Source organism: Pseudomonas sp. Bc-h, assembly GCF_002080045.1.
Taxonomy (GTDB): domain Bacteria; phylum Pseudomonadota; class Gammaproteobacteria; order Pseudomonadales; family Pseudomonadaceae; genus Aquipseudomonas.
The window spans coordinates 139,393-151,037 of sequence record NZ_MUIN01000017.1 but is presented as its reverse complement, the minus strand read 5'-3'; the positions used below and the strand labels follow the sequence as shown (position 1 = coordinate 151,037).

The 11,645-nt window shown below is 59.8% G+C and carries 10 protein-coding genes; 7 read left to right on the top strand and 3 right to left on the bottom strand.

What is annotated here, in order from left to right; translation table 11 throughout:
- The first annotated feature begins 62 nt into the window (after positions 1 to 62).
- Positions 63 to 626, top strand: a complete 564-nt coding sequence (locus tag BWR59_RS30120; protein WP_062384928.1) for a tetratricopeptide repeat protein — start codon at positions 63 to 65, stop codon at positions 624 to 626.
- Between the two features lie 929 nt (positions 627 to 1,555).
- Here the strand turns inward: BWR59_RS30120 and BWR59_RS30115 are convergent.
- Complete coding sequence (locus BWR59_RS30115; protein WP_081569306.1) at positions 1,556 to 1,882, bottom strand: DUF1820 family protein; 327 nt, start codon at positions 1,880 to 1,882, stop codon at positions 1,556 to 1,558.
- Positions 1,883 to 2,011: 129 nt separating this feature from the next.
- Here BWR59_RS30115 and miaB point away from each other — a divergent pair, with 129 nt between their 5' ends.
- From miaB to lnt, 5 genes are all read left to right on the top strand, one after another.
- Positions 2,012 to 3,340, top strand: a complete 1,329-nt coding sequence (gene miaB, locus BWR59_RS30110; protein ID WP_081569305.1) for a tRNA (N6-isopentenyl adenosine(37)-C2)-methylthiotransferase MiaB — start codon at positions 2,012 to 2,014, stop codon at positions 3,338 to 3,340.
- Between the two features lie 175 nt (positions 3,341 to 3,515).
- The gene (locus BWR59_RS30105; protein ID WP_081569304.1) at positions 3,516 to 4,520 is read left to right on the top strand and encodes a PhoH family protein; all 1,005 of its coding nucleotides are present in this window, start codon (positions 3,516 to 3,518) and stop codon (positions 4,518 to 4,520) included.
- Entirely contained in the window at positions 4,513 to 5,013 is a 501-nt protein-coding gene (gene ybeY / locus BWR59_RS30100) for an rRNA maturation RNase YbeY (protein WP_081569303.1), read from the top strand. Before BWR59_RS30105 ends, ybeY begins: the two co-directional genes overlap by 8 nt.
- 5 nt (positions 5,014 to 5,018) lie before the next feature.
- Complete coding sequence (locus BWR59_RS30095; RefSeq protein WP_081569302.1) at positions 5,019 to 5,861, top strand: HlyC/CorC family transporter; 843 nt, start codon at positions 5,019 to 5,021, stop codon at positions 5,859 to 5,861.
- A gap of 21 nt (positions 5,862 to 5,882) precedes the next feature.
- Entirely contained in the window at positions 5,883 to 7,403 is a 1,521-nt protein-coding gene (gene lnt / locus BWR59_RS30090; RefSeq protein ID WP_081569301.1) for an apolipoprotein N-acyltransferase, read from the top strand.
- A gap of 47 nt (positions 7,404 to 7,450) precedes the next feature.
- Here lnt and BWR59_RS30085 read toward each other — a convergent pair whose 3' ends face one another.
- Together BWR59_RS30085 and BWR59_RS30080 are read right to left on the bottom strand one after the other, a co-directional pair.
- Entirely contained in the window at positions 7,451 to 8,212 is a 762-nt protein-coding gene (locus BWR59_RS30085) for a YdcF family protein (protein WP_081569300.1), read from the bottom strand.
- A gap of 86 nt (positions 8,213 to 8,298) precedes the next feature.
- Positions 8,299 to 8,682, bottom strand: coding sequence for a hypothetical protein (locus BWR59_RS30080; protein WP_081569299.1), 384 nt, complete (start codon positions 8,680 to 8,682; stop codon positions 8,299 to 8,301).
- Between the two features lie 303 nt (positions 8,683 to 8,985).
- Between BWR59_RS30080 and leuS the strand changes: the two genes are divergently transcribed.
- Positions 8,986 to 11,592: a leucine--tRNA ligase gene (gene leuS, locus BWR59_RS30075; protein WP_081569298.1), complete on the top strand. Its 2,607-nt coding sequence runs from the start codon at positions 8,986 to 8,988 to the stop codon at positions 11,590 to 11,592.
- Positions 11,593 to 11,645 lie beyond the last annotated feature (53 nt).

The window sequence follows — 11,645 nt, the reverse complement described above, 5'->3', positions numbered from 1 at the left end:
GCAGCCAGCACGTTTCGCTGGACGGGCATGCCCGCACCTTTTTCAGAGGTAAGTCGACTTCCATGAACCGCACCGGCCGCACCCTTGCATTGGGCTGCCTGTTGCTTCTTCATCCCCTGCTGGCGAATGCAGGTGGCAACTCGTTGTTAATCCCAGCGGTGGGTCGTTGCACCCTGAATACCCAGCCAGACAACCTGCCAGCAGCGTTGTCGGCCTGCCAGCAGGCGGCTCAAGGCGGAGATGCGCAGGCACAATATGAGTTGGGACAGTTCTATTACGACGGCAAGAGTACGCCGCGCGATCTGACTCAAGCGCTCAACTACTTCGAACAGGCTTCGTTACAGGGGCATGCACAGGCACAGTATCAATTGGGCCTGATGTTTTTCCGTGGCGAGGGTGTGCAGGCCAATAACATTCAGGCGTATATCGTGCTGAAGATGGCGGCGGTGAACGGTTCGGAAGATGCTCTGGATCAGGCCGACGAAGTTTCGGCACAAATGAAGAAGGAAGATCTGGAAGTCGCCACCCAGGTATTGGGGCAGATTTTCCGCAAGTATCTTCTGGAATTGCAGACAGCCGAGGGGCGTACGCCTTTTGCGCCGTTTCCGGATAGCGCCAAGCCCTGAGATGGGTTCTGGCTAACGCCAGACCTGTTTCGCCTTCGGCGAGTTACTTGAAAAGACACCAAGTAACCAAGTGTCCTTGCTCCTGGTTTGGCGGCTACTTCGTCGCCGTACCCTCACTCCGGCGACGCTCCGTGGGCCCGCGCCGAACGGACATCCATGTCCTGACGGCGCTCTCGCGGCATCCATGCCGCTCGGCCCACTCCACGCCACCTGCGTTCAGCCTGGGCCCGCGCCGAACGGACATCCATGTCCTGACGGCGCTCTCGCGGCATCCATGCCGCTCGGCCCACTCCACGCCACCTGCGTTCAGCCTGCACCCAAATCGCGATTTGTGGTGTCTGAGCTGTTGCGTAAGAAGATCAACGGCAACGGCAACGCGACTGTGAACTCCGGACTGCAGGGTTGTGTGTCGAGCCGAAATCTCGAGGTTGGACACCAATCCCTGTGGTAGACGCCGGAGCTGTGCGACGGCAGCGATGGCGGTGGGTCTGGTGGCTCATCTGCTAACTGACCCACCGCATCGCTGCCGTCGCACAGCTCCGGCTTCTCCCACAGGGTTCGCGTGAAATCCCAGAGCTGCGTTGGCTTTTGATCTTGCTTCTAAGTGCGCGAAATTCCAGACACCACCAATCGCGACTTGGGTGCAGGCTGAACGCAGGTGGCGTGGAGTGGGTCGAGCGGCATGGATGCCGCGAGAGCGCCGTCAGGACATGGATGTCCGTTCGGCGCGGGCCCACGGAGCGTCGCCGAAGTGAAGGAACCCGAGGAACGAGGGCCAAACCAGGAGCAGGCACTTTTGGTTACTTTTGGTGCTTTTCAAAAGTAACTCGCCGAAGGCGAAACAGGTCTGGCGTTAGCCAGATCCCACCGGCGCCACAAATAACAGATATACACCCCAAACCCAGCGCCGCAGAAACCCTGCTAAAAACTCACTTATCAGGCATCGGCATCGGAAACGGCATGACATTCCCGGTCTGACGCGCCTCACTGATCTTCGCCGTCCCCATCCGCTCGACCTCATCGATACGCACGATCGAATGCATCGGCACAAAGCTGCGCACCACGCCGTCGAACTGCGCCTTGAGCTTCTCTTCGCTAGGGTCTACCACCACAGTCGTACGCTCACCGAAGACGAACTCCTCCACTTCCAGGAATCCCCACAGATCACTTTGATAGATCTGCTTGGCGTACATTTCGAACACCTGTCCCTGGTTGAGAAAAATCACCTTGTAGATTGGAGCTTCGCGTTTGGTCATAACAGGCAGGCAGTGATCGCGGTTTGAAAAAGGGCACGAACTATAGCATGCCGCTCGTTAGACGACGCTAGGAACCCGAGCCCGCGGTCACTATAATGCGCGGTTCTTTGAATCACCTGATGAACCCGCATGGCCAAGAAGCTTTACATCGAAACCCACGGCTGCCAGATGAACGAGTACGACAGCTCGCGCATGGTCGACCTGCTGGGCGAACATCAAGCACTGGAAGTCACCGCCCGCGCGGAAGATGCCGATGTCATCCTGCTCAACACCTGCTCGATTCGTGAGCGGGCGCAGGACCGCGTCTACTCCCAGCTTGGCCGCTGGCGCGAACTGAAACTGGCAAACCCGGAAATGGTGATCGCCGTCGGCGGTTGCGTGGCCAGCCAGGAAGGCGCGGCGATTCGTGATCGCGCCCCGTACGTCGATGTCGTGTTCGGTCCGCAGACCCTGCACCGCCTGCCGGAAATGATCGACGCTGCGCGGGTCACCCGCCTGCCCCAGGTCGATGTCTCGTTCCCTGAAATCGAGAAATTCGACCACCTGCCCGAGCCTCGCGTCGATGGCCCGACCGCTTACGTGTCGGTAATGGAAGGCTGCAGCAAGTACTGCACCTTCTGCGTGGTGCCTTATACCCGCGGCGAAGAAGTCAGCCGTCCGTTCGACGACGTGATCACCGAGGTCTTCCACCTTGCGGAAAACGGTGTGCGTGAAGTCACGCTGCTGGGCCAGAACGTCAACGGTTATCGCGGCACGACCCACGACGGGCGCGTGGCTGATCTTGCCGAGCTGATTCGCGTGGTCGCGGCCATCGACGGCATCGACCGCATCCGCTACACCACGTCGCACCCACTGGAAGTCTCGGACAGCCTGATCCAGGCCCACGCCGAGGTGCCGGAACTGGTCAAGCACCTGCACTTGCCGGTGCAGTCCGGCTCGGACCGGATTCTGGCGGCGATGAAACGCAACCATACCGTGCTGGAATACAAATCGCGCCTGCGCAAACTGCGAGCAGCGGTGCCGGACATCTGCATCAGCTCGGACTTCATCGTCGGTTTCCCCGGCGAAACCGAGAAAGACCATCTGCAGACCATGAAGCTGGTGGAAGACGTCGGCATGGACTTCTCCTACTCGTTCGTCTACAGCTCGCGCCCGGGCACGCCTGCGGCGGATCTTGCCGACGACACGTCGGAAGAAGTGAAGAAAGAACGCCTCAAGCAATTGCAGGATCTGATCAACCGCCAGGGTTATGAAATCAGCCGCAAGATGGCCGGTACCGTGCAGCGCATTCTGGTAACCGATTACTCGAAGAAAGACCCGGGCGAGCTGCAAGGGCGCACCGAGAACAACCGCATCGTCAACTTCCGCTGCGATAACCCCAAGCTGATCGGTCAGTTCGCCGATGTTTACATCGACAGTGCGCAACCGCACTCGCTGCGTGGGTCGTTGTTGCAATAAGCGAAAGCGCCCTTATTTATAGACCAGACAGGACCCTGTAGCAGTGCACAGCTGACTCCTACAGGGCCCGTGGCAATGGCTTATCCAACCATTAGTAAGTGAGCCCTTTCGGACACTGCCCACAGGGGTTATCCTTCATTTCACCTTCATTGCCGTAGGGCGGCTAAAAACCACTTTGAACGCACCTATCGAACCACATCGTTTCAGCCTCGAACCTATCGAGGCACACCGCTTCGCAAATCTGTGCGGGCAATTCGACGAGCACTTGCGCCTGATCGAACAGCGCCTGGACATCGAGATCCGCAATCGCGGAGGCCAGTTCGAGATGATTGGCGAGCGCAAACAAACCACCTCGGCAGAAAACCTGTTGCGCCGACTCTATCGGGAAACCAAAAGTACCGAACTGTCGCCGGACATGGTGCATCTGTTCCTGCAGGAGTCCGGCGTCGAAGAGCTGGATAACCACCCTGCCGCCGAAGTTGGCGTAGCCTTGCGTACCAAGAAAGGCATGATTCGCCCGCGCGGCTTGAATCAGCAGCGGTACGTGAAGGAAATCCTCGCCAACGACATCAACTTCGGCATTGGCCCAGCTGGTACCGGCAAGACTTACCTTGCCGTCGCTGCCGCCGTCGATGCGCTGGAGCGCGAAACGATTCGCCGCATCCTGCTCGTTCGCCCCGCAGTCGAGGCTGGCGAGAAGCTCGGGTTCCTGCCGGGCGACCTGGCGCAGAAGATCGACCCGTACCTGCGCCCGCTCTACGACGCGCTGTACGAGATGCTGGGCTTCGAATACGTCGCTAAGCTCATCGAGAAACAGGTGATTGAAGTTGCGCCGCTGGCCTACATGCGCGGCCGCACCCTTAATAACAGCTTCATCATTCTCGACGAGAGTCAGAACACCACCGTCGAGCAGATGAAGATGTTCCTGACCCGTATCGGCTTCGGCTCCACCGCCGTGATCACCGGTGACATCACTCAGATCGACCTGCCTAAAGGCACCAAGTCCGGCCTGAACCATGTCATTGAAGTGCTCAAGGATGTGCCGGGCATCAGTTTCACCCACTTCAAGCCCAAGGACGTCGTGCGCCATCCACTGGTGCAGCGAATCGTCGAAGCCTACGAGCGCTTCGAGGAACGCAACGACCAGACCGGCTCCCGGGATAACCACCGCGATGCTTGAGCTGGATCTGCAGGTTGCAAGCCAGGCCAGCGCCCCAAGCGAAGCCCAGTTCCGCCTCTGGTGTGAAATGGGCCTGCGCCAGCGCACGGCCGACTCGGAGATGACGATTCGCCTGGTCGATGAAGTCGAAGGCCGGGAACTGAATCACACCTGGCGTCACAAAGACTACGCCACCAACGTCCTGTCGTTTCCTGCCGACGTGCCCGACGAACTCCTCGATATCCCGTTGCTGGGCGATCTGGTGATCTGCGTCCCTGTCGTGGCCCGCGAAGCCGCCGAACAGGGCAAGGCGCTGGACGCGCACTGGGCGCATCTGACGATTCACGGCTGCCTGCATTTGTTGGGCTACGATCACATCGATGACGAAGAAGCCGAAGAGATGGAAGCACTGGAACGAGAGTTGCTTGCAGAGCTGGGCTATCCGGATCCCTACGCCGACGATGAACTCGTCGACACCCCAAACACAGCAACACCAGGCAAGGACCACGAGTAAGGGCTATGAGCGAAGACCGATCGAGCAACGGGCAAAAGTCATGGTTGGGCAAACTGACCCAGGCATTTGCCCATGAGCCGAAAAACCGCCAGGAGCTTCTTGAGCTGCTGCGCGAAGCCCATCAAAACAAGCTGCTGGACAGCGAAGCGCTGGCCATCGTCGAAGGCGCCATTCAGGTCGCCGACCTGCAGGTACGCGACATCATGGTGCCGCGCTCGCAGATGATCAGCATCAAGGCCAGCCAGAGCCCTCGTGAATTCCTGCCAGCGGTGATCGATTCCGCGCACTCGCGCTATCCGGTGATCGGCGAAAGCCACGACGACGTACTCGGCGTGCTGCTGGCCAAAGACCTGCTGCCGCTGATCCTCAAGGACAACGGCGGCGCTGGCGACGTCAAGAATCTGCTGCGCCCGGCGACATTCGTGCCGGAATCCAAGCGTCTGAACGTGCTGCTGCGTGAGTTCCGCGCCAACCATAACCACATGGCCATCGTCATCGACGAATATGGTGGTGTGGCCGGTCTGGTGACCATCGAAGACGTGCTGGAGCAAATCGTCGGAGACATCGAAGACGAGCACGACGTCGAAGAAGACAGCTACATCAAACCGCTGCCCAGCGGCGACTTCCTGGTCAAGGCACTGACACCCATCGAGAGCTTCAACGAGTTTTTCGACAGCGAGTTCTCCGATGACGAATTCGACACCGTTGGCGGCCTGGTGATGAACGCGTTCGGGCACCTGCCCAAGCGTAATGAAATCACCGAAATCGGCGCGTATCGTTTCCGCATCCTGAATGCCGATAGCCGCCGTATCCATCTGTTGCGTCTGAGCCCGATCACCCGCACTTAACGTCGTATCTAAGGAATGTAAATGCGCTGGATCACCCGCCCCGGCTGGCCCGGTAACCTGCTGGCCATGGTGGCTGGCGCGCTCATTACCCTGGCCCTGGCGCCATTCGATATCTGGCCACTGGCGATCGTTGCGCTGGTGGTTTTCTATCTCGGGTTGCGTGATCTGAAACCCCGCCAGGCCCTGTGGCGTGGCTGGTGTTACGGTTTCGGCCTGTTCGGCGGCGGCACCAGCTGGATCTACGTCAGCATTCACACCTATGGCGAAGCGCCGGTCTGGCTCGCCGTGTTCCTCATGGTGCTGTTCTGCGCGTCGGTAGCGTTCTTCTTCGCCCTGCCCGCCTGGCTTTGGGCCCGCTGGATCCGTCGTAACGAAGCGCCTCTGGCCGACGCGCTGGCTTTCGCAGCCTTGTGGTTCGGTCAGGAGATGTTTCGCGGCTGGTTCCTCACCGGCTTTCCTTGGCTCTATTCTGGCTACAGCCAGCTCACCGGGCCGCTGCAAGGTCTCGCGCCGCTGGGCGGGATGTGGCTGATTTCCTTCTCTCTGGCGTTGACCGCTGCTTTGCTGTGCAATCTGCCCCGACTGCGCGCACGTAAAAGCTTTCTCGGCGCAGCCGTTGTGCTGCTGTTGGCGCCTTGGGCTGTCGGCCTGGCACTGAAGAACCACCCCTGGACCGAGCCCTCGGGCGAGCCGCTGAAAGTCGCGGCCATTCAGGGCAACGTCGAGCAGAGCATGAAGTGGGACCCCGCTGCGCTGAACGCACAGCTCGCGCTGTACCGGGACATGACGTTCACTGCTCAGAAGGCTGACCTGATCGTCTGGCCCGAGACCGCCGTTCCCGTACTCAAGGAGTCGGTCGAAGGCTATTTATCGGTAATGGGCAAGTTCGCCGCCGAGCGCAACTCGGCACTGATCACGGGCGTGCCGCTACGCCAGAAAGGTGGTCGGGGTGAATACCGCTATTACAACGCGATCACCGTGACTGGCGAGGGTGACGGTACCTATCTAAAGCAGAAGCTGGTGCCATTCGGCGAGTACGTGCCTTTGCAGGATCTGCTGCGTGGTTTGATCACCTTCTTCAACCTGCCGATGTCGGACTTCGCACGCGGCCCTGCCGAGCAGCCGTTATTACAGGCCAAGGGCTATCAGATCGCGCCGTTCATTTGCTATGAGGTGGTGTATCCCGAGTTCGCGGCCAGCCTTTCGGCGCAGAGCGATCTGTTGCTGACGGTGAGCAATGACACATGGTTCGGCACCTCGATCGGCCCGCTGCAGCACCTGCAAATGGCGCAGATGCGCGCGCTTGAAGCAGGTCGCTGGATGATCCGTGCCACCAACAATGGCGTCAGCGCTCTGATCGACCCGTTCGGCAAGATCACCACCACCGTGCCGCAGTTCGAACGCGCAGTCATGTACGGGGAAGTGACGCCGATGCGCAACCTCACGCCGTATCTGCACTGGCGTTCCTGGCCGCTGATCATCCTGTCGGTATTGCTGATCGGCTGGGCGCTGCTGGCGAGCCGGATAGCGAAGACGGTCTGACGTTGTGAGGATCGTTCCCACGCTCTGCGTGGGACGATCAAACCCAACTACCGATAAAACAATGGATACGCCACCAACCCCGCCGCTTCGTTCAACAATTGCCCGCTCTGCCAGATCGCCCTGGATTCAGGCGTCCAGCCACCAAAGGGTCTGGCGTTATCCACACTCAAGAATCCAACGGGCGCTGCCACGACCGAGAACCCGGCCTTCTCGAAACTCCAGACCGACCGCGGCATGTGCCAGGCCTGAGTCACTACCACGATGCGTTTTATGCCCAGCGGCTGCAATATCGCAGCGGTCATTGTGGCGTTCTCCCAGGTCGTGCGGCTTTCGCCTTCCTGCCAGCGCACCGTTACGCCGAAGTCTTCGCGCAGCGATTCAGCCATGATCGCCGCCTCACTGGGTGGCTCGCCATAATGCAGCCCGCCCGTGACAAGGATCGGCAACCCGGACGCCTTCGACATGCGCGCCGCGTAACGCATCCGCTCCAGCGCCACGCCTGTGGGGATGTCGGCACCCCAGCTCGGATCATTGCGCTCGCGCCCCGAACCCAATATCACGATGGCATCGGCGCGTTGTGCCAGCGTCGTCCATTGGTCCTGCGGCAAAGGCGGGATGCTCTCGATCCCCTTGGCCGACCATTGCACGACGATCGGCAGGCTCATCGCCCACATGCCCGCCAGTCCGATCACGAACAGCGCTCGAGACAACCGGGGGCGGGCATGTCTCAGCCACCAGGCAAACAAGAGGAGCAGCAGGAAGATGCCGGGCGGCAGTAGCAGGTTCTTGATGAAATAACGAAAAGGCATCGGGCATCTCCAACAGATGCCCGAAGCCTAAAAGGATTGACGCTAAGCAACAATGCTTAATCAGACGGGGTTAACACCCGTAAAGGTTAACGCTTGAAATGTTTGCTGGAACTGTAACGACTCAACTTTGCCGACACCTTGGCGCGACGCTGATCCTTCAGCCAGATGACATTGGCTGAAGCGTGCGGGGCGCGGATCGGCTCCGATGGCTCCCGTGAAGTGCTGGAACTCCCCTTCTTTGTGTTCAGTGAATCCTCTTTTACAACCACTGCCTGCTTTTCCGGACAAGCATCGAGATACGCCTCGATCAACTGGAATTCGGCATGACTCAATCCACGCAATTCCAGTTCGGCGGGGTGCTCATTGCGAAGCCGGACTGCTGTTTTCGCCATGTCCAGAGCCAACCCCAGACGATCGATCAAACGGTCATACAGATCAGGTTTCTTTACTTGGTGCCGCAGCTCTGCCATCCGTTCACCTCACTGAAGATAAACACATACCCTCGTAAATGAGCTTAGCGGCACTGCAAAAACCGGCGCGATGCCGCGACCAACGGCGGCTCCCGGGCCCTGCACGGCCATCAAGGGCACAATCTTGGTTTCCCTCGATCCTTCGGGCTCATGTATGCTACGGCGCTTTCCTGTAATTCCACTTCGGCTCACCCGGCCCGAACGCATCGCCCCGCCAAAGGCTCAGCCAGGCAAGCGAAGCCTGTCTGACCCGGGAACGCAGCGAAGCGGTCAAGGGTCACCAATCTCTAGTCAAAAGTAGCCATGCACGAACTCTATCAGCCCCGCGAAATCGAAGCCGCCGCTCAGTCTTTCTGGGACGAGCAAAAGTCCTTTGAAGTCAGTGAACAACCAGGCAAGGAAACGTACTACTGCCTGTCGATGTTCCCTTACCCGAGCGGCAAGCTACACATGGGGCACGTGCGCAACTACACCATCGGCGACGTGATCTCCCGCTACCAGCGCATGCTCGGCAAGAACGTCCTGCAACCCATGGGTTGGGACGCCTTCGGCATGCCGGCGGAAAACGCCGCAATGAAGAACAACGTGGCCCCGGCCAAGTGGACCTACGAAAACATCGCCTACATGAAGACTCAGCTGCGCAGCCTGGGTCTGGCGGTCGACTGGTCCCGTGAAGTCACCACCTGCAAACCGGATTACTACCGCTGGGAACAATGGCTGTTCACTCGCCTGTTCGAAAAAGGCGTGATCTACCGCAAGAACGGCACCGTGAACTGGGACCCGGTCGACCAGACCGTTCTGGCCAACGAGCAGGTCATCGATGGCCGCGGCTGGCGGTCGGGCGCGGTGATCGAAAAACGCGAAATCCCGATGTACTACTTCAAGATCACGGCCTACGCCGATGAGCTGCTGGAGAGTCTGGATGACCTGCCGGGCTGGCCTGAACAGGTCAAGACCATGCAGCGCAACTGGATCGGCAAATCCCGCGGCATGGAAGTGCAGTTCCCGTACGATCAGGCCTCGATAGGCGAAGCCGGTGCCCTGAAAGTCTTCACTACCCGCCCCGACACCCTGATGGGCGCAACCTACGTTGCCGTGGCTGCCGAGCACCCGCTGGCGACCCTGGCGGCGCAGAGCAACCCTGAGCTGCAAGCGTTCATCAACGAATGCAAGAGTGGCAGCGTCGCCGAAGCCGACGTCGCCACCCAGGAAAAGAAAGGCCTGCCGACTTCGCTGTTCGTCGAGCACCCGCTGACTGGCGAAAAACTGCCAGTGTGGGTCGCCAACTATGTACTGATGCACTACGGCGACGGCGCTGTAATGGCAGTACCGGCTCACGACGAACGTGATTTCGAATTCGCCACCAAGTACAACCTGCCGATCAAATCGGTGGTGCGCACAAGCGCGGGCGACGACTCCCCTGCCCCATGGCAGGACGCGTACGGCGAGCACGGCGAACTGATCAACTCCGGTGAGTTCAACGGCCTGGACTTCTCCGGTGCGTTCGATGCCATCGAAGTTGCCCTGATCAAGAAAGACCTCGGCAAGTCGCGCACTCAATTCCGCCTGCGCGACTGGGGTATCAGCCGCCAGCGTTACTGGGGCTGCCCGATCCCGATCATCCATTGCCAGGCGTGCGGCGACGTGCCGGTGCCGGAAGATCAACTGCCCGTCGTGTTGCCTGAAGACGTGGTGCCGGACGGCGCCGGTTCGCCATTGGCGCGCATGCCTGAGTTCTACGAGTGCAGTTGCCCGAAATGCGGCCAGCCTGCCAAGCGTGAAACCGACACAATGGACACCTTCGTCGAGTCGTCCTGGTACTACGCTCGCTATGCTTCGCCGCACTTTGAAGGTGGTCTGGTCGAAAAATCTGCAGCCGACCACTGGCTGCCCGTTGACCAATACATCGGCGGTATCGAGCACGCGATCCTTCACCTGCTCTACGCGCGCTTCTTCCACAAGCTGATGCGTGACGAAGGTCTGGTGAGCTCCAACGAGCCATTCAAGAACCTGCTGACCCAAGGCATGGTGATCGCCGAGACTTACTATCGTCGTGAAGCCAACGGTGCCTACACCTGGTTCAACCCGGCGGACGTCGAACTCGAGCGCGACAGCAAAGCCAAGGTCATCAGCGCCAAACTGATCGCCGACGGTCTGCCGGTGGAAATCGGCGGCACCGAGAAGATGGCCAAATCGAAGAACAACGGCGTCGACCCACAGTCGATGATCGATCAGTTCGGCGCAGACACCTGCCGACTGTTCATGATGTTCGCTTCGCCACCTGACATGAGCGCCGAATGGTCCGACTCCGGCGTAGAAGGCTCGCACCGCTTCCTCAAGCGCGTCTGGCGCCTGGCTCAAGCCCACGTTTCTCAGGGGCTGCCGGGCAAACTCGAAGTCGCCAGTCTGAATGACGATCAGAAAGCCGTTCGCCGCTCGATCCACCTGGCTATCAAGCAGGCTGGGCACGACGTCGGCCAGAACCACAAATTCAACACTGCCATCGCTCAGGTCATGACGCTGATGAACGTGCTGGAAAAAGCCGCACAAGTCACCGAACAGGATCGCGCGCTGGTTCACGAAGGTCTGGAAACCGTCACCCTGCTGCTGGCACCGATTACTCCACACATCAGCCATGAACTGTGGAGCCGACTGGGCCACGCCGATGCCGTGATCGATGCGACCTGGCCGGTGCAGGATGAAAGCGCGCTGGTGCAGGACAGCCTGACGCTGGTCATTCAGGTCAACGGCAAGCTGCGCGGCCAGATCGAAATGCCAGCCAGCGCCAGCCGCGAAGAAGTCGAAGCCGCCGCACGCATCAATGAAAACGTGCTGCGCTTCATCGACGGCCTGACGATCCGCAAAGTGATCGTGGTACCCGGCAAACTGGTGAATATCGTCGCCAGCTGATTGGATCGGGCGCCTGGCACAGCCTGGCGCCGAACACACTTCCAGGACCCGCA

What these genes read in the sequence shown, in the direction of transcription:
- BWR59_RS30120 (WP_062384928.1), top strand. Translation starts at nt 63, where the DNA reads ATGAACCGCACCGGCCGCACCCTTGCATTGGGCTGCCTGTTGCTTCTT.
- BWR59_RS30115 (WP_081569306.1), bottom strand. Translation starts at nt 1,882, where the DNA reads ATGACCAAACGCGAAGCTCCAATCTACAAGGTGATTTTTCTCAACCAG.
- miaB (WP_081569305.1), top strand. Translation starts at nt 2,012, where the DNA reads ATGGCCAAGAAGCTTTACATCGAAACCCACGGCTGCCAGATGAACGAG.
- ybeY (WP_081569303.1), top strand. Translation starts at nt 4,513, where the DNA reads ATGCTTGAGCTGGATCTGCAGGTTGCAAGCCAGGCCAGCGCCCCAAGC.
- BWR59_RS30095 (WP_081569302.1), top strand. Translation starts at nt 5,019, where the DNA reads ATGAGCGAAGACCGATCGAGCAACGGGCAAAAGTCATGGTTGGGCAAA.
- lnt (WP_081569301.1), top strand. Translation starts at nt 5,883, where the DNA reads ATGCGCTGGATCACCCGCCCCGGCTGGCCCGGTAACCTGCTGGCCATG.
- BWR59_RS30085 (WP_081569300.1), bottom strand. Translation starts at nt 8,212, where the DNA reads ATGCCTTTTCGTTATTTCATCAAGAACCTGCTACTGCCGCCCGGCATC.
- BWR59_RS30080 (WP_081569299.1), bottom strand. Translation starts at nt 8,682, where the DNA reads ATGGCAGAGCTGCGGCACCAAGTAAAGAAACCTGATCTGTATGACCGT.
- leuS (WP_081569298.1), top strand. Translation starts at nt 8,986, where the DNA reads ATGCACGAACTCTATCAGCCCCGCGAAATCGAAGCCGCCGCTCAGTCT.